General features: G+C 71.6%; 14 protein-coding genes. 7 read left to right on the plus strand and 7 right to left on the minus strand.

The genetic code is table 11. The annotated features are described in order from the left end of the window. Window positions 1–7 precede the first annotated feature (7 nt). The 3 genes from ACIBTV_RS17020 (at window position 8) to ACIBTV_RS17030 (ending at window position 1,928) form a co-directional block, all read left to right on the plus strand. The gene (locus ACIBTV_RS17020) at window positions 8–640 is read left to right on the plus strand and encodes a phosphoribosyltransferase (RefSeq protein WP_396705842.1); all 633 of its coding nucleotides are present in this window, start codon (window positions 8–10) and stop codon (window positions 638–640) included. Window positions 641–659: 19 nt separating this feature from the next. Then, complete coding sequence (locus tag ACIBTV_RS17025; RefSeq protein WP_396705844.1) at window positions 660–1,061, plus strand: zf-TFIIB domain-containing protein; 402 nt, start codon at window positions 660–662, stop codon at window positions 1,059–1,061. 183 nt (window positions 1,062–1,244) lie between these two features. Beyond that, the gene (locus tag ACIBTV_RS17030) at window positions 1,245–1,928 is read left to right on the plus strand and encodes a maleylpyruvate isomerase N-terminal domain-containing protein (RefSeq protein WP_396705845.1); all 684 of its coding nucleotides are present in this window, start codon (window positions 1,245–1,247) and stop codon (window positions 1,926–1,928) included. A 9-nt stretch (window positions 1,929–1,937) separates the two neighbouring features. Here the strand turns inward: ACIBTV_RS17030 and dnaB are convergent, their stop codons facing one another. Then, window positions 1,938–4,763, minus strand: coding sequence for a replicative DNA helicase (gene dnaB, locus ACIBTV_RS17035; RefSeq protein ID WP_396705847.1), 2,826 nt, complete (start codon window positions 4,761–4,763; stop codon window positions 1,938–1,940). A 397-nt stretch (window positions 4,764–5,160) separates the two neighbouring features. Between dnaB and ACIBTV_RS17040 the strand changes: the two genes are divergently transcribed. Further along, window positions 5,161–6,741: a hypothetical protein gene (locus ACIBTV_RS17040; RefSeq protein WP_396705849.1), complete on the plus strand. Its 1,581-nt coding sequence runs from the start codon at window positions 5,161–5,163 to the stop codon at window positions 6,739–6,741. Between the two features lie 274 nt (window positions 6,742–7,015). Here the strand turns inward: ACIBTV_RS17040 and rplI are convergent, their stop codons facing one another. The 4 genes from rplI to rpsF form a co-directional block, all read right to left on the minus strand. After that, window positions 7,016–7,462, minus strand: a complete 447-nt coding sequence (gene rplI, locus ACIBTV_RS17045; protein WP_091593856.1) for a 50S ribosomal protein L9 — start codon at window positions 7,460–7,462, stop codon at window positions 7,016–7,018. 14 nt (window positions 7,463–7,476) lie between these two features. Beyond that, window positions 7,477–7,716 carry a 30S ribosomal protein S18 gene (rpsR, locus tag ACIBTV_RS17050; protein ID WP_013289355.1) on the minus strand — a complete coding sequence of 80 codons (240 nt, stop codon included), beginning with the start codon at window positions 7,714–7,716 and terminating at the stop codon, window positions 7,477–7,479. A gap of 41 nt (window positions 7,717–7,757) precedes the next feature. Beyond that, entirely contained in the window at window positions 7,758–8,270 is a 513-nt protein-coding gene (locus ACIBTV_RS17055) for a single-stranded DNA-binding protein (protein ID WP_091599171.1), read from the minus strand. Window positions 8,271–8,366: 96 nt separating this feature from the next. After that, window positions 8,367–8,657: a 30S ribosomal protein S6 gene (rpsF, locus tag ACIBTV_RS17060; protein ID WP_076468436.1), complete on the minus strand. Its 291-nt coding sequence runs from the start codon at window positions 8,655–8,657 to the stop codon at window positions 8,367–8,369. Between the two features lie 685 nt (window positions 8,658–9,342). Between rpsF and ACIBTV_RS17065 the strand changes: the two genes are divergently transcribed. Continuing rightward, window positions 9,343–10,134: a deoxyribonuclease IV gene (locus ACIBTV_RS17065; protein ID WP_396705853.1), complete on the plus strand. Its 792-nt coding sequence runs from the start codon at window positions 9,343–9,345 to the stop codon at window positions 10,132–10,134. Beyond that, a complete protein-coding gene (locus ACIBTV_RS17070) occupies window positions 10,131–12,800 on the plus strand; it encodes a hypothetical protein (RefSeq protein ID WP_396705855.1) in 2,670 nt (889 codons plus the stop codon). The genes ACIBTV_RS17065 and ACIBTV_RS17070 overlap by 4 nt, the downstream gene beginning before the upstream one ends. Before the next feature lie 136 nt (window positions 12,801–12,936). On the opposite strand, the gene ACIBTV_RS17075 is transcribed toward ACIBTV_RS17070, so the two are convergent. Both ACIBTV_RS17075 and ACIBTV_RS17080 read right to left on the minus strand, forming a co-directional pair. Beyond that, window positions 12,937–14,436, minus strand: coding sequence for a glycosyltransferase family 87 protein (locus ACIBTV_RS17075; RefSeq protein WP_396705857.1), 1,500 nt, complete (start codon window positions 14,434–14,436; stop codon window positions 12,937–12,939). A gap of 125 nt (window positions 14,437–14,561) precedes the next feature. Then, on the minus strand, window positions 14,562–16,829 hold the full coding sequence (locus ACIBTV_RS17080) for a transglycosylase domain-containing protein (RefSeq protein WP_396705859.1): 2,268 nt from the start codon (window positions 16,827–16,829) through the stop codon (window positions 14,562–14,564). A gap of 31 nt (window positions 16,830–16,860) precedes the next feature. Between ACIBTV_RS17080 and ACIBTV_RS17085 the strand changes: the two genes are divergently transcribed. Beyond that, on the plus strand, window positions 16,861–17,274 hold the full coding sequence (locus ACIBTV_RS17085) for a hypothetical protein (RefSeq protein ID WP_396705861.1): 414 nt from the start codon (window positions 16,861–16,863) through the stop codon (window positions 17,272–17,274). The last annotated feature ends 283 nt before the right edge of the window (window positions 17,275–17,557 follow it).

The following is a 17,557-nucleotide window of genomic DNA, read 5'->3' on the forward strand; positions in this document are numbered from 1 at the left end:
CTGAGGAATGACCACCTACCGTGACCGCGCCGAGGCGGGGCGGGCGCTCGCCGACCGGCTCACCGGACTGATCGGGGAGTCCGACGTCATCGTCCTGGGTCTGGTACGCGGCGGCGTACCGGTCGCGCGCGTCGTCGCCGAACGGCTCGGCGCGCCGCTGGACGTCCTGGTGATCCGCAAGCTCGGCATGCCGTGGGCCCGCGAGGTCGCCTTCGGGGCACTCGGCCCCGGCGGAGTGCAGGTGCTCAACGAGCAGGTGGCCAGCCGCCTCGGCCCGGAGGACATCGCCCAGACCCGCCGCCGCGAACAGGCCGAACTGGAGCGGCGGGAAGAGCTCTACCGCGCCGGACGCCCGCCGCTCGACCTGACCGACCGCACGGCCGTCCTCGTCGACGACGGCCTCGCCACCGGCGCCACGGCGCGCGCCGCCGTCGAGGTCGCCCGCCACCTCGGCGCCCGGCGGGTGATCGTCGCGGTGCCGGTCGGCGCGCAGGAGGCGTACGAGATGCTGGCCGCCGAGGCCGACCAGGTGATCTGCGCCCAGCGCCCACCCGAGTTCATGGCCGTGAGCGCCTACTACGAGGACTTCCACGAAGTGAGCGACGAGGAGGTCACCGAGATGTTGACGGCGACCGCGTGACCGGACCGGGTACCGTCGGGTGATGAGCCTCACCTGTCCCAAGTGTCACGGAGAAATGCGCCAGTACGAGCGCAGCGGCGTCGTCATCGACCAGTGCGGCGAGTGCCGAGGGATCTTCCTCGACCGCGGCGAGCTGGAGAAGCTGTTCGAGGCGGAGGCGAACTGGAACCGTCAGCAGACGGCACCTCCCGGCCAGCCCGCCCAGCCCGCACACCAGCAGGGCGGTTACCCGCCGCCGCCGCCGCCCCCCGCGCCGCACCAGCCCGGTTACGGCGCGGTTCCGCCGCCGCCCCCGCCCACGCACGGCTACCCGCCGGCCCCGGCGCCCGCGTACGGCGGGCACGGCCAGCAGCACTACGGCTACCACGGGCACTACCGCCGGAAGAAGCACAAGAGCTTCCTCGACGAGATGTTCGGCTGAGCCGTCCGACATCCTCCACGGCCGGCCTGGCGTCCGCCGGGCCGGCCGTGCGTCGTACCACCGCCCCGCCGGTCCTGCCCTGGCCGACCCGGTTCCGGACCGCCCACCGGCTGCGCGGCACACCGCACTGATGGTCGGCCGCGTCGGAATGCCGTGCGCGGTGGGTCCGTGCGAAGCTGCACGATGATGACGCCCATCCCGCAGCACGAGGCGCTGGCCGAGGCGTACCAGGGAATCACGGCCGTGGTCGGCGACCTCGACGACCACGACCTGCAGCGTCCCACCCGCTGCCACGGCTGGCTCGTCGCCGACCTGCTGTTCCACGTGCTCTGCGACGCGCAGCGGGCGCTGGTCGCCCTGGCCAGCCCGGCCGCCGGGCCCCCCGACGTGGACGACGTCACCTACTGGCGGGCGTTCACCCCGGGCGGGAACGACGACGGCGCCCGCCACGCCTGGTGGGCCCGCCGCTCCGCCGTCGCGTTCGACCGGCCCTCGGGCCTGGTCAGGTTGTGGTGTGAGACCGCCCCGGCCGCCGTACGCGCCGCCACCGCCGCCGACCCGTCCGGGCACGTGACGACCCAGGGGCACGTGCTGCGCGTGCCCGACCTCCTCGCCACCCTCAGCACCGAAGCCGTCGTTCACCACCTCGACCTGGTGCTCGACCTCCCCGCCGCACCCCGGCCCGGCCCCCTGGCCACCCGGGTCGCGGTCACCACCATGGACGGCCTGCTGAGCGACGAGGCCGTACGCCCGGCGGGCTGGGACGACCACGAATACCTGCTGAAGGCGACCGGCCGGCTCCCGCTCAGCGACCGGGACCGGCTGGAGCTGGGCGAGGTCGCGGGCTGGTTTCCCCTGTTCGGCTGAGCGGCTGGCTCAGACGATGGCCATGTCCACGAAGCGCGAGAGGTGCAGCTGCGCCGCGACGGTCACCGTGTCGGTCGGGCCATTTCTGTGCTTAGCAACGATAAAGTCCGCCTCACCCGCCCGGGGCGACTCCTTGTCGTAGTAGTCGTCCCGGTGAAGCAGGATGACAACGTCAGCATCCTGTTCAATTGATCCACTTTCGCGCAAATCGGACAGCTGTGGGCGCTTGTCGGTGCGCTGCTCGGGGCCACGGTTCAGCTGACTGACGGCGATCACCGGACACTCGACCTCCTTGGCCAACAGCTTCAGGCCACGAGACAGGTCCGCGACCTCCTGCTGGCGGCTCTCGGTGCGCTTGGGCGAGGTCATCAGCTGGAGATAGTCGACCACGATCATCTTGAGGTCGTGCCGCTGCTTGAGCCGACGCGCCTTGGCCCGGATCTCCATGAGGTTCATGCTCGGCGTGTCGTCGACGAAGAGCGGCGCCTCGCTGATCTCGCCCATGCAGCGGGCCAGCTTGGTCCAGTCGTCATCGGAGAGCTGCCCGCTGCGAAGCACGTGCAGCGGCACCCGCGCCTCGGCCGAGAGGAGTCGCATGACGATCTCGACCTTGCTCATTTCCAGGGAGAAGATCGCGGCAGCCTGGTTGGCGCGGATCGCCGCATTACGGGCGAAGTCCATGCTTGCGGTGCTGTTGTGGGTCGGAATCATGGCGCGACTCGCGAGGTACAGGTGCTCGGGGTTGTCGACCGTGACGCACCGGACCGGGACGCTCGGCACCGGGCGGACGTCGACGATGAACCGGGATGCGGTCCGGGCGTCGGACGTCGTCCGCCGACGGGCGGCATGCGCGGCGCGCTTCCGCGTGAGCTGGAATACCGGGTCGGGGGTCGAGAAGTTCAGCGTGTACGCCGTCGACGACTCGGCCGTGCGACCGCGCACCGCCTTCGTGGTGACGGTGCAGCGGTAGCCGAGGCTGACCACCAGCTCGTATACGTCGTCCGCCAACCGCTTGGAGGTCGACGTGTACTGGAGGTTGCCCGTCGGAGCGACGGTGCCATCGGTGTCCATCAGGCCCGCCAGCAACGCCCGGCGCTGCGCCTCCGACGCGCGCAGGTATGCCTGCGGGATGTGCTTGTCGCCCGCGACACCGAGTCGCCGCAGCAGCCCCAGGAAGGAACCGTTCCGGCTGTGGCAGGCGGCACAACGCCTGGTCGCCTTGTTCTCCCGCAACGCCCGGGTGGACTCGCCGCAATCCACGCAGCGCCCTTCCTGCGGCGTCGAGGACGGAGGCGGCAGCAGGATGGTGTAAGCCATCGGCCCACTGGGCCGGACGATGAAGCCGTCGGCCTCGACGTGCCCGATGATCTCCGAGTCCGCGGTGGTGAACCGGCTGGCGTCGGCATGCCCGTCGCCGAGCCACATACCCAACGTGTAGGGCGGAACCAGAAGGTCACTGTCCGGCAGACGAAGCGGCGCGCAGTTCCGTACCGCGTGGTTGAGCCGGCGCTCGGCGGTGTCGGTGCGCAGCGTCGCGGCGATCTGAGCAGTGGTGACGACGCCATCGTGGCGGACGCGGTTTCCGGCGTTGACCTGGCGCTCCGCCCGTTCCATCAGGGTGGCCAGGAGCGGCCGGGCCGGGTATCCGGGGGCTGTCCAGTTTCGCAGCTCGCCGGCGCGGACGACGGGCCGGCTGATCCGGCCTATCGAGCCGACCTCGCGGGCGACGGTGTGCAGGACGTGCCGGAACTCCGGGCCCACCCGTCCGACCACCTCGCTGAGCGTCACCTGGCGATCGGGATCAAGGGCGAACGTCTCATGCGCGTTCCGCACCTTGGCCAACGAGGCCTCGGGCCAGTGCCGCCGCTGGTGTCCCGGACCCTGCCTCCGGCCCGCCCGGGTCGTCGTCTTCCACAGGTGTTCGGCGTCCGCCACGATGACGGTGCCGTCGGAGAACTCGACCTCATAGCAGGGACGGTCGTACATGACGTCGAAGGCGTGGGTGACCCTGGTCGGAGTGCCGTCGGCCGCCAGCAACTGGTCACCGACCCGAATCTCACCCATGGTGGTCCAGCCGTCCGGGGTGGGGAGCGGTGTGTCGAGAGCGAGCGCCTTGCCCAGACCAGGCCGCCCCGCCACGATGATCAATTGGCCTGGGTGCAGGCCGTTGAGCAGCCGGTCCAGGTCGGTGAAGCCGGTGGGCACGCCGGTCATCACGCCGCCCTGCGCGCCGACGGCCTCAATCTCGTCGAGGGTGGGCTGGAGCATGTCGGCGAGGACGGCGAAGTCCTCGCTCACCCGGCGCTCGGTGACGTCGTAGACGGCCTGCTGGGCCAGGTCGACGACGTCGTCGACGTCGCGGCTGCCGCCGGCAGCGGTGCCGTAGCCGAGCTGCACGATCTTGGTGCCGGCCTCGACGAGTCGGCGCAGGATGGCCCGCTCGCTGACGATCCGCGCGTAGTAGGCCGCGTTCGCGGCCGTCGGCACGGCGGCCATGCAGGTGTGGAGGTAGGGCGCACCGCCCACGCGGGCGAGGTCCCCGGAGTCGGCGAGGGCCGCCGCGACGGTGATGCCGTCGGCCGGCTCACCCCGGCCGTAGATCTCCAGGATGGTGTCGAAGATGGTGGCGTGCACCGGCCGGTAGAAGTCGTTGCTCTTGAGAATCTCCACGACGTCCGCGATGGCGTCCTTGGAGAGCAGCATGCCGCCGATCACGCACTGCTCGGCCGCCACGTCCTGGGGCGGAGTCTTGTCGAACTGGCCGTCCCGCTGGGCGGGCGCGGGAGCCTGCCCGCCGCCGCGTGGCTCCGCCCGCATGTCGTCGGTGACCGACACCGGTCCCCCCTCCACTGCGTCGGACGCTCGTCCCGGCCCTACCGTCCGGGTACGACACTTCGCCGACCGGGCCGGTCGATCGGGGGTCATCGCACGGGTGGTCGCGGGCCAACCATACGGACCTGGGGTTCGACGACTCAACAACGCCGGTGGACGAGCCTCGGGACAACCTGTGGACGTCCGTGCACAACCATGTGCGCAGGGTGTGCACAGCCTGTGGACAACTCCTGGGGAATTCCCGGCCGCAACGCTCTGACCTGGGACTATGCGATCCCCAGCCTGTGGAGGCAAAGTTTTCGGTCGGGTTGCGGAGTCGTTCGTCCCGTACTATCTCCAGCGAACGGCTACACCTGGACAGCGGATTGCGCCAACGGTTGAGAAGGGTCACGCTCCGGCCGTGAGTTACCGGGACTGGGCACGCGGGGAGGGCAGCCCGCGCGAGCGCACCTCCTCGTGGGCCGACTCCGCCGATCAGGCCTCGGTCGATTCCTACGGAACGGGTCGCGGAGCGCCGGGTCGCCGGGCACTGGAGAGTGGCCGGGAGGAGCCGGTCGACGCCTACCTGCCGCGGTGGGCCGTGGAGTCCGGCGTACGCCGGGCTGATGGCGCCGGACGGCACGCCGCGCCGGACGACGACGAGCCGGTCCGGCCGCGGTCCGACGGCGACGGTTGGCGCACCACCGAGACCACGAGCAGTTGGCAGCGGGTCCGGGAGACGAGTTGGCGGGAACTACCGGCGATCGGTGCCGCACCCGAATCGGACCACACGCGCGAGTGGACGTTCGACCGCCCGCAGGGATCGGGCTACGTGGGCAGCCGACGGGCGGAGCGCGCGGAGGAGCCTGTCTCGGGCTCGCCCAGCCAGCGGCGTCCCCGCCGGTCACCCGCCGGTCGACCGCAGGTCACGTGGTCGGGCGGGGAGGACGAGGCGGCGCCGGCCCCGCAGCCTGACCCGGGTCGGGTCGGTCGGCGACGCCGACGTGCGGCGGACGCCGAGGACTCCTGGTCCCGTCCCGCCGTCGGCTCCTGGGAGCGGGCAACCGGGAGCGCCGAGGAGCCGGAGCCGGCGCCCCGTGCGGCCGCAGACCCGTGGGACCGGGCGGCGCGGCGTGCGGACGAGGTGGAGGCACGGCCCGCGGTGGATCCGTGGGACGCCTCAGGTGTGCACGCCTGGCCACCGGGTGCGGAGCGGTGGGAGAGCACGACGCGGTGGGAGCAGCCCGACGTCGCGGCCCGCTGGTCGGAGCCGGACAGCACCGGACAGTGGGACCGCTACCCGGACGCGGGCGGGTGGGACCGGACCGAGCCGCCGCGTTCCGCGCGGTCCGACGAGACCGAGGGCTGGTCCTGGGCGCGGCAGGACGAGGGTTTCTGGTCGGGGACCCGGCTGGCTGGTGACGATCCCCGGTGGGTGGACCCGCCGACCTCGGCCCCACGCTCACCCGCGGTGACCTACACAGCGCCTCGGCCGCGCAGCGCGCCGGGCGCGTACGGGCCGAGCCGACGCCGATCGGAGCCGATCGGCGCTCCCCGCGGCACGGGCGCGGCGGTGGTGCGCCGGCGCATCGACACGGTCGCGCCGCCGGGCGGGTGGGGACGGCGGCTGGAGGACGACCTGCTCGATCCGGATCCGGGTGGCCCGGTCCGGCCGTTGCTCTTCACCGCCGCGTGCTACCTGGTCCCGGCCGTGCTCATCTTCGTGTGGTTGCTGACGTTGGACGCCGGGGCACCGGCGGGCTGTGTCACCGACATCAGCGGCGGCGGCTGCGACTCCCCGCGCGCGCACGCGCTGGGTTCACTGGTCGCGGCGGCTCCGCGGTTCGGTCTGGCGCTGGTCAGCAGTCTGGTGGTCGCGGCGCTGCTGCGGCGGGTCGGTACGACGTGGCGTGCGACGACGATCGCCCTCGCTTCGGCGGTGGTGGGCGGTGGTCTCTCCACGGTGATCATCAGCGTGGTGACCGGCCAGCCGATCGGCTGAGGCAGGGCGCGCGGTCGTCGATTCGGCGCGCCGGCAACCCGAGGCGCGCGGCAACCCGCAGACGGCGCGATCGTCGATCGGCGGCCCGACAGCCCGGCGCGCGGCAACCCGAGGATGGCGCGGTGGTCGGTCAGGTGCGCGGGCAGCCCGGCGCGCGCGGCAACCTGAGGCTGGCGTGGTTCAGCACCGGGGTCTGGCGCTCTTGGGGTGGCGGTCCGGACAGACCGAGGGCCCGCACCGATCCGGTGCGGGCCCTCGGTTGTGGTGCGGGGCGTCAGCTGGCGACGACGTTCAGGTTGAACGACGCCGTGACCTCCGGGTGCAGCTTGATGCGCACCGGGTAGGCACCAGTCGACTTGATGTGACCGGGCAGCTCCAGGCGACGCCGGTCGAGCACCGGGCCACCGGCGGCCTTCACGGCGTCGACGATCTCGGCCGGGGTGACCGAGCCGAAGAGCCGACCGCCGTCGCCGGCGCGGGCCTTCAGGCTGACCTTCAGACCCTCGAGCTGACCCTTGACCTCGTTGGCGTGGCCCAGGTCGCGGATCTCGCGAGCCGAGCGGGCCCGCTTGATCAGGGTGACCTGCTTCTCCGCACCCTTGGTCCAGGCGATCGCGAAGCCCTGCGGAAGCAGGTAGTTACGGCCGTAGCCGTCCTTGACCTCGACGATGTCGCCGGGGGCACCGAGGCCGGTCACTTCCTGAGTCAGGATGATCTTCATATCGGTGCCTCCTCTCAGCGGGTGGTGGCCGTGTACGGCAGGAGCGCCATCTCACGGGCGTTCTTGACCGCACGGGCGATCTGCCGCTGCTGCTGCGAGGTCACGCCGGTCACCCGCCGAGCGCGGATCTTGCCGCGGTCGGAGATGAACTTGCGCAGCAGCGCGGTGTCCTTGTAATCGATGTAGGTGATCCCGTCCTTGTCGAGCGGGTTCACCTTCTTCTTCGGCTTGCGCAGTGCCGCAGCCTTGGCCATTGCTCTTGCTCCTGGTTTGCGATCGCGGGCGCTCGGCGCCATTAGAACGGGGGCTCCTCGTCGAAGTTTCCGCCGCCCGAACCGGAACGCGAGGGGGCGGGCGCGGCCGAAGCCCAGGGGTCGTCGAAGTTGCCTCCGCCGCCGCCCTGGCCACCACCGCCACCGAAGCCACCGCCGCCACCGCCGGAGCGGGACATCTTCTGCACCTTGGCCGTGGCGTAGCGCAGCGACGGGCCGATCTCGTCGACCTCAAGCTCGATGACGGTGCGCTTCTCGCCCTCACGGGTCTCGTAGGACCGCTGCCGCAGACGGCCTGACACGATCACCCGAGCGCCCCGCTGGAGGGACTCGGCGACGTGCTCGGCGGCCTGGCGCCAGACGGTGCACGAGAGGAACAGCGGCTCGCCGTCCTTCCACTCGCCGGACGCGCGGTCCATGAACCGCGGCGTCGAGGCGACACGGAACTTGGCGACCGCCGCCCCGTTCGGGGTGAACCGCAACTCGGGGTCATCGGTAAGGTTGCCGATGACCGTGATGGTGGTGTCTCCTGCCATGACCATCTCCTCGCGCCCTCATCGTCTGCCGTACAGGCTCTCAGAGCCGTACGACAGCGTCGATGAGGCTGATCCGGGCGTGCCGGGGGTGGACGCTTAGCGCATCTCCGGCCGGATGACCTTGGTGCGCAGCACGGACTCGTTCAGTCGGAGCTGACGGTCCAGCTCGGCCACCGCTGCGGGCGTCGCCTGCAGGTCGATGACGGCGTAGATGCCCTCGGCCTTCTTGTTGATCTCGTACGCGAGGCGCCGGCGGCCCCACACGTCGGTCTTCTCCACCGAGCCACCCGCGGTCCGGATCACGTTCAGGTACGTGTCGAGCGACGGGGCGACGGTGCGCTCCTCGAGGCTGGGGTCGAGGATCACCATGATCTCGTAATGACGCAAGACGTGCTCACCTCCTGTGGGCTAAGCGGCCACGGTCCTTCCGTGGCAGGAGGTCGTGCGTCGTGGCCCACGCCGGTGTCGGGGGAACCCGGCCGGACGCGGACAACCGGACCAGGATACCCGGCGCGGACGATCATCAGCGGAGCGGCCGGTCGCGGGCCGGAACGGGGCTCGCCGCGCCGTCGAACGAGCCGTCCGGCAGCGCCAGCCGGACCGTCGCCGCACGCACGTCGACGGGGACCCGCTGCCGACCCTGCGGCCGGTGGCGGGTCCCCGTCGACGGGGCCGCGGGGCGTCCCGTCCGCATTCCTTGGGTGGGACCTGGGGAGGAACGACCACACCGATGAGGTTGGACCGGAGACGCCCCGCGGAGCTTTATCGTGTTGTTACCTGACGATACAACGGCTCTCGTCGCTTGTCGGGGGAAATGGCGCAAATTTCCGAGATTCGCGACGGTTTTGTCGAATTCTTCTCCGGAACACCCCCGCCACGCCGGGCCGCGCGACGGAGGTGTCCCCGCCAACAGGTGGTCGACCGGCCGGCAGGTGACGCCGATGGCGTCGAACGTCGGGTTGGCCTTCCATCCCACCTCATCAACGAGCGGCAGCCGCCCGAGTGACGTGCGACGCGGCGACAGGGCCCGCCGTCACCCCGCTCGTCGGAGGCGCGACGTAGGCTCGCGGGCATGCGTATCGGAGCCCACGTCGATTCGACGGACCCGTTGGCGGAGGCGACCGCCCGGGCCGCCGACACCGTGCAGTTCTTCCTCTCCGACCCGCAGGGCTGGAAAGCCCCCAAGCCCCGGGAGGACGCGGCCCGGCTGCGCGCCGCCGAGGTCGACCTCTATGTGCACGCGCCGTACGTCATCAACGTGGCCACCCTCAACAACCGCATCCGCATCCCGAGCCGCAAGCTGCTGCTGGCGCACGCCACCGCGGCCGCCGAGGTCGGCGCCAAGGGGCTGATCGTGCACGGCGGCCACGTCAACGCCGGCGACGATCCGGCGGTGGGCTTCGACAACTGGCGCAAGACCTTCGCGTACGCAGCCGACGCCGGCGGGTTCGGCGTGCCGGTCCTGATCGAGAACACGGCCGGCGGCGAGAACGCCTGCGCCCGGCGGCTCGACGCGCTGGCCCGGCTCTGGGACGCGGTCGGCGACTACGAGGTGGGGTTCTGCCTGGACACCTGCCACGCCCACGCCGGCGGTGAGGAGTTGCTCGGCCTGGTCGACCGGGTCAAGGCGATCACGGGCCGGATCGACCTGGTGCACGCGAACAACTCCAAGGGCGCCTTCAACTCCGGGCAGGACCGGCACGACAACCTCGACGGCGGGACGATCGACCCGGAGCTGGTGGTGGCGGTCATCCGCGCCGCGGGCGCCCCGGTGGTCGTCGAGACACCCGGCGGTGTGACGGGCCAGGCGTCGGACATCTCCTTCCTCCGCCAGCAGCTCGGCGCGGAGCAGCCGTCGGCATGACGACCGGACGGTCCGAGACCGGCGACAAGCTGCCCGCACCCGCCGACAAGCACCAGCAGGTCACCGCACCGGCCGACACGGCCACCCCGAGCAGCACGACGAGTGGCGCCGGCACGGGCGGCGCGGACAGCCCCGGAGGACCGACCGACGTGACGACCGCCGAGACATCCGCCAGCGGAAAGCCCGCCGACGTGGCACCCGGCACCGATCAGGCGACCGACACCACGGCGGCCGTCGGCGCCGACACCGCAGCCGGGTCGGCTGCTTCCGGCACCACCGCCGGGCGGGCCGCGACCGCTGCCGAAGGGGTCGACCGCCCCTCGGGCGCCGCAGGGACGGACGGCGCGGCACCCGCCACGACGTCGACCGGCGAACGCGCGGCCAGCGGCACGACCACGACCGACGAAGCCACGGCCGGCGGCACGACCGAGGCCGGCAAGACCGCGCCCGACGGCACGACCATGGCCGACGACGCGACGAGCCCGGCCAGCGGAAGCAAGGCCAGCGGCAGGACGAGCCCGGCCAGCGGAAGCGAGGCCGACGACGCGACGAAGCCGGTCGGTGGAGGCAAGGCCAGCGGCACGACGAAGCCGGCCGCCGTAGACGAGGCCGACACGACGAAGGTCGACACGACGAAGGTCGACGGCACGCCGCCGGTGACCGGTGCGACGAAGACCGGCACGGCCGGGGAGACGAAGACCGACCGGTGGGCCGCCTTCGGGCCGGCCCCGGAGGCGGTGCCGAGCCGTCCGCGCCGGGCGGTCCGCGCGGTCGGACGGTTCCTGATCCACGAGTGGACGCTGGCCATGCTCGGGTCGCTGGCCCTCGCGGTGCTGATGACCTGGCCGACGCTGCGCTACCCGCTCTACACGCTGCCGCAGGACTACTGGGACCCGAGCCTGCAGGCCTGGCAGATGGCCTGGTCGGGGCACATCCTGCTGGCCAACCCCGCCCAGCTGTGGCAGTCCAACACGTTCTTCCCCGAGCAGTGGAGCTTCGCGTTCTCGGACACCCTGCTCGGCTACGCGCCCGCCGGGATGCTCGGCACCGGCCCCGGCGCGGCCATCCTGCGCTACAACATCATGTTCGTGCTGGCGCACGCGCTGGCGACGCTCGGGGCGTACGCGCTGGCCCGGCAGCTCGGCTCGGCCCGGATGGGCGCCGCCGTCGCGGGTGTCACCTACGCGTACGCGCCGTGGTTGCTGGCCCAGGCCGGGCACCTGCACGTGCTCTCCAACGGTGGCATCCCGCTGGCGCTGGCCATGCTCGCCCGGGGCCACGGCTGGTCGCTGCGGCACGGCTACCGGCCGGACCGGCGGCACGACGGCTGGGTCTACGCGGGCTGGTTCGTGGCGGCGTGGCAGCTGAGCCTGGGCTTCGGCATCGGCCTGCCGTTCGCGTACTTCCTCGGCGGCACGGTGGTCGTCGCCCTCATCACGTGGTTCGTCCGGCAGACCTGGATCTGGCCGGAGCGGCGGCCGTTCGGCCGCCGGATGGTGGTGGCGAACGTCGTCGGCGGGCTGCTCTTCGGCGGCGTGGGCCTGCTCCTGGCGATCCCCTACTTCAACGTCACCGAGCTGCACCCGTACGCGCAACGCAGCATCGGCGACATCGCCATCTTCTCCCCACCGGCCTCCGGCTTCGTCACCGCGCCCGCCGAGTCGCGGATCTGGGGCGATCTGCACGAGGGTGCCCGAGCCGCGCTGCCGTGGCACCCTGAGATGACGCTGCTGCCCGGGTTCGTGCTCTACGCCCTGGCCGCCGGCGGCCTCTTCTTCTCGGTGTGGCGGCTGCGGCAGCGACTCCTGCTGCTCGCCGGCGTCGTGGTGACGATGGTGCTCGCCATGGGCACCCGCTTCTTCGGCGGCACCTGGACCTACATCCCGCTCTTCGAGCACCTGCCCGGCTGGAACGGGCTGCGCACCCCGGGCCGGCTGATGCTCTGGGCCACGTTGCTGCTCGGCCTGCTGGCCGCCGGCGCGATCACCGCGTTCTCCGACCGGGTCCGGGACCTCGCCGCGCAGCGCATCCCGTCCTGGCCGGGCCCCTGGCTGCGGCTGGCGACGCTGCTGCCGTTGCTGCTGGTCACGGTCGAGGGGTTGAACAGCACGCCGCATCCGGTGGTGCCGACCCAGCCGGCCGCTATGCGGCTGGTGGACGGTCCGATGCTGGTGCTGCCCAGCAACCAGAGCCTCGACCAGCACGTGATGCTCTGGTCCACGACCCACTTCCAGGACGTGGTGAACGGCGGTAGCGGTTTCACGCCTCGGCAACTGGACGACGTCCGGCGAGTGACGCAGTCGTTCCCCGACCAGACCAGCGTCGATTACCTGCGGACGTTGGGCGTACGCAACGTGGTGCTGCTGCGCGACCAGCTCGCGGGCACGCCCTGGGAGATCACCGTCGACTCGCCGGTGGACTTCCTCGGCATCACCCGTGAGGAGATCGGCAACGCGGTGGTCTACCGGCTCTTCGCCGAGCCGTCGGTCGGCGGCGGACTACCGCAGCCGGCGCCGACGGCCCAACCCGGCCTGCCGGGTGGCCTGCCGAGCAACCTCCCGAGCGGTATACCGACCAACCTGCCGACCGGTCTGCCGACCAGCCTCCCGACCAACCTGCCGACGGGTCTGCCGACCGGCCTCCCGACGGGTCTGCCGACCCGGTAGGTCCGGGCCGCGATCACACCGGTTCGGCCGCGAACCGACGTGGGCTGAGGCCGGGCATGGACTGAGCCCGCGCCCGGCTGACACGGGCTCGGCCCGCGCGCATCCGGCGTGGGCTGATCCGGCGATCGGCGACGGCTCAGCCTGTTACCGACAGCGGCTCGGCGGGTAGCGCGGAACGCCGTCGCCAGCGGTCCCACCACGGCGCGTCCGGCGCGCCGTCGAGCACGCCACCGTCCGGGTCGTCGAGGTAGGTGGCGCGTACGGCGTCGCGGTCGGGGTGCAGGATGTCGCGCACGATCAGCCCACAGAGCACCACGACGGTGACGAGCCGCAGCGTGGAGGCGAGCACGAAGACGCCCTCGGGGAAGACCGGCCGGCCGGTGGACGCGCCGAGCAGTTCGCCGTAGAACGCCGCGAAGTAGCAGACCTCGGCCAGCTGCCAGGCCAGGAAGGCGCCCCACCTCGGCCGGGCGAGCACCGCCAGCGGCAGCAACCAGAGCACGAACTGCTGGGACCACACCTTGCTGAAGATCAGGAACGCCGCGACAACGAGGAAGCCGAGCTGGGCGAGCCGGGGGCGGCGCGGGGCGAGCAGCGCCAGCGCGGCGACGCCGAGGCAGGCGAGCCCGAAGAGGGCGTACGACAGCAGGTTGAGGGTGGGGATGTTCGCGTTCAGCCACTCGAACGGGCCCAGGTCTCCGCTGCCGCCCACCCGGCCGTCCAGGTAGCGGCCGATGTACCAGAGCGTCCCCCAGTCGATCGCCCGGCTGCTGTTGAGCTCGAAGAAACGGTCCCAGTTCTCCCAGTACGGCACCGCGGCGGGCAGGTTCACGGCGACCACCGCCACGGCGGCCGAGGCGACCGCCGTGAACGCGGCGCGCAGCCGGCTCGCCCGCAGCGCGAGGATCAGGATCGGGCCGAGCAGGAACAGCGGCCACAGCTTCGCCGCCCCGGCGAGCCCCAGTAGCAGGCCGGCGACCAGGGGTCGTCGTTTCGCCCAGGCGAGCAGCCCGAACGCGGCGAGGCCGACGGCGAGCAGGTCCCAGTTGACGGTGGCGGTGAGGATCAGCGCGGGCGACAGGGCGAAGAGCGCGGCGTCCCACGGTCGGCGGCGGCGCAGCGCGAGGATCACCGCGACGGTGGCCACCCCGAGCGCGCCGAGCACCAGCGCGTTCAGGTTGTAGAACCACCGGCCCTGGTTGATGCTCGGGTCGTCGACGCCCAGCTCGTGCACGGGCAGGCCGAGCGCGCCCATGAAGTAGCCGGTCAGGACCGGGTACTCGACCGGGTGGTCGCGGTAGGGGACCTTGCCCTCGTTCAGCCCTTCGGCGTAGTAGAGGGCGAGCACGTCGGTGTAGCAGAAGCGGGTGTACTGCACGTTGTTCTGCCACGCGCCGTCCTGGCAGGGAGACTTCTGCACCCAGTGCAGCGCGAGCGCCAGGCAGGCGAGGGCCAGCACGATCCGGGCCGCCGTCCAGAAACGCCGTTCCCGGCCCGCCGGCCGGTCCAGGGCGACCGCGTGGTCACCCAGGGGGCCGCCGATCACGCCGGAGATCCCGCGGACGAAGCCGTCCGAGCGGGACGGGTGGTCGGTGGTGGGGGCGTCGTCGAGGCCGGACGTCGACTGGGTGCTCATGAAGAGGCATCCTGCCGTACGCCCCGCCCCCGCGTCCTGTCCTGGCCCGACATGTCGGTACGCGAGACGCCGCCGGCGGCCGGATGGTGGTCCGGCCGCCGGCGGCGTCACAGGGCGTCAGAGATTCAGTCGGTCTCCGGTCTGGTGGTGGGTAGCAGCCCGCCGCCGCCACCGCCGTTACCGCCGCCCGGCCGTGGATCGAAGGGGAGGGTCCCGGGGTTACCGCCGCCGGGATTACCGCCCCCGGGATTACCGCCCCCGGGGGTGCCGCCATTGTTCGGTGGACAGAGCAGACCGAGGGGGTCGTTGCACGCCGGCGGGGTGGGCGGCGGGGGCGCCTCGCCGTTGCCGGAGTCCGGGTCACCCATCTTCGACGGAGGCAGGAAGTCCAGCTTCTCCTTGCCCTTGAGCGCCTCGTCCATGAAGCGTTCCCAGATCTCGCCGGGCAGGTTACCGCCGCTGATCCGGGTGCCGTTCTTCAACTTGAGCGGCTTGCGCTCCTTGACGTTGCCGACCCAGACGGCGGTGGCGAGCTGCGGCGTGTAGCCGACCATCCACGCGTCGCCGTTCTCCGGGCTGTTCTCCTTCTGCTCCCAGGTACCGGTCTTGGACGCGGCCTTGCGGCCACCCTCGAGCCGGTGGTTGACCTGCCCGGGGTACTTCTCCAGGACCGCGGTCACGTCGGCGACGACGTCCTTCTCGATCCGCCGTTCCGGCTTGAGCTTCTCGCCGCCGACCTTCTCCCACTTGCCGGTCGTCTCGTTCTGCTTCTCGACCGAGTAGAGGAAGTGGGCCTTGTTGTAGACGCCCTCGTTGGCGAAGGTGGCGACGCCGTTGGCGTGGTCGAGCACGGTGATCGGGTACTGGCCGTAGCCGACCACGTGGAAGAACGGCGACGGCGCGATGTCCTTCGGGTCGGTCTTCGTCAGGTCGTACGGCTTGGCCGGGTTGGTGTCCGTACGCCACATCGTCGTGACACCGGCGGACTTGGCCATGTCGATGACCTTGTCCGGGCCGATCTCCTGGGTGACGTAGTAGAACGGCACGTTCAGCGACTTCAGCGTGGAGACCTCGAGCGTGCAGGAGTTGCCGCACGACGGATTGTCGGTGCCCGCGTTGCTGACCTTGAACTTGGTGCCCTCGGGCGTGAAGGCCCGGCCCTTCCACCGGGACTCGATGGCCTTGCCCGCCTTCAGAGCCGCCGCCAAGGTGTAGATCTTGAAGCTGGAGCCGGGCGAGTGACCGCCGGACAGGTTGCCGGCGGTGTCGACGTTCTTGCCGGCGTAGTCGGTGCCGACGCCGGTGTCACCGCCGTAGTAGGCGACCACGCGACCGGTCTTGGGATCGATCGCGACCACCGCGGCCATCAGGTTCGAGGGCTGGCCGTCGAGCTCCGAACCCTTGGTCCTGCGCTGGGCGACCTCGAGCGCCGCCTTCTGGATCTTGGTGTCGATGGTGGTGCGGATCCGGTAGCCGCCGGACATCAGCGCCTGGGAGCAGAGCGGCTTCTTGTCGGTCACCTCGGCGTCGTTGTCGACGCAGATGCCCTTCTCCTTCATCTCCTCCCGCACGTAGTTGATCACGTTGCCGTACGGGGTGTTGACGCCGTAGTCGACGCCGATGCCGCCCTTCTTCGGGGCCTTCAACGTCTTGCTCGGGTATTCGGTCGGCGCCTGCGGCTTCCCGGGGGCGTTGAGCCACCCCTCCTGGATCATGCCGCCGATGACGTAGTCCCAGCGGCCCTTGGCGTCCGTCGGGTTGATCGCCGGATCGTAGCCCTTGTGGGAGGCGCTCGGCTCGGGCTGCTTGATCAGCGCCGCGAGCACCGCGCCCTCGGCCGGGGTGACCTTGTCGATGTCCTTGCCGAAGTACGTCTGCGCGGCGGCCTGGATGCCGTACGCGCCACGGCCGAAGTAGATCACGTTGAGGTAGTGCTGCATGATCTGCGGCTTGGTGTACTCGTCGTTCAGCTTGGAGGCGAGGATCGCCTCCTTCACCTTCCGGGCGTAGGTGTCGTCCTTCAGGTTGTCGTACGCGTTGCGCGCGTACTGCTGAGTGATCGTCGAGGCGCCCTGCTTGTCGCCGCCGGTGAAGTTGTTCCAGGCGGCACGGACGATGCCCTTGTAGTCCACGCCGGAGTGCCGGTAGAAGTTCCGGTCCTCGGCGGCCGCCACCGCGTCCTGGACGAACTGCGGGATCTTGTCGATGGTGACCAGCGTGCGGTTCTCCTGGCCGACCTTCGCGATGATCGTCTTGTTGTCGAAGGCGTAGATGGTGGTCGCCTGCGGCGGCGTGATCTCGTCGGGCAGCACCACGTTGGTGGAGTAGTACGTGAAGCCGACGACGCCCAGCCCGGCGAGCATGATGAAGACCGCGAAACCAGCGATGATCATGTTGATCCGCTTGCGCTTGCGCGGGTCTCCGGTGCCGCCACGGCCGCCACGACCCGGCCCGGCAGGGCCGCCCGGGCCGCCCGGTCCGCCTGGCTGCCCAGGCACGCTGGCCCGGGCGACCGACGCGCGGCCGCCGACCGAGGCGGAGCCGACGCTCGCCCGGCCGGACGGGGCACCGACGGACGCCGCGCCGACCGACGCCCGACCGGCCGGGCCGGCCGGGGAGACCGGCACCGACGCGCGCCCGGGTGCCCCGCCGGAGGCCGGGGAGACCGGCACCGACGCGCGTCCGGGTCGGCCGACGGAGGCCGAGCCGACCGATGCCGAGCCGACAGACGCCGACCCGGAGGCGCTGCCACCCCGTGGCGGAACCGAGGCCCGTCCGCCCGAGGCGGAGCCGCGTGGCGCCACCGAGGCGCGTCCGGCGGAGGCCGAGCCGTCCTGAGCCGCCCAGCCGTCGCCGCGCGCGTCGCCGTCGGGCCGGCGGTACGGGTCCTCCGCCCCCCGTCCGCGGTCACCGCTCGGGTTCGGGATCTGGGCCCGCCCATGCGAACTGGGATCGCCGTACGAGTTCATTCCTCACACCCTGCCGGTCGCGGTGGGGCGCCGCTGCGCCGCCACCGGGTTGCCGTGAGCTGTTTCACGCGCGGCCGCGAGAGCGGCGGATCCGCACGCGTACGATTCCGAATCAATCGGGCCAATCAGACCAAATGACCCTCGCCCGTCCC

The organism is Micromonospora sp. NPDC049366 (assembly GCF_044466625.1).
Classification (GTDB): Bacteria; Actinomycetota; Actinomycetes; order Mycobacteriales; family Micromonosporaceae; genus Micromonospora.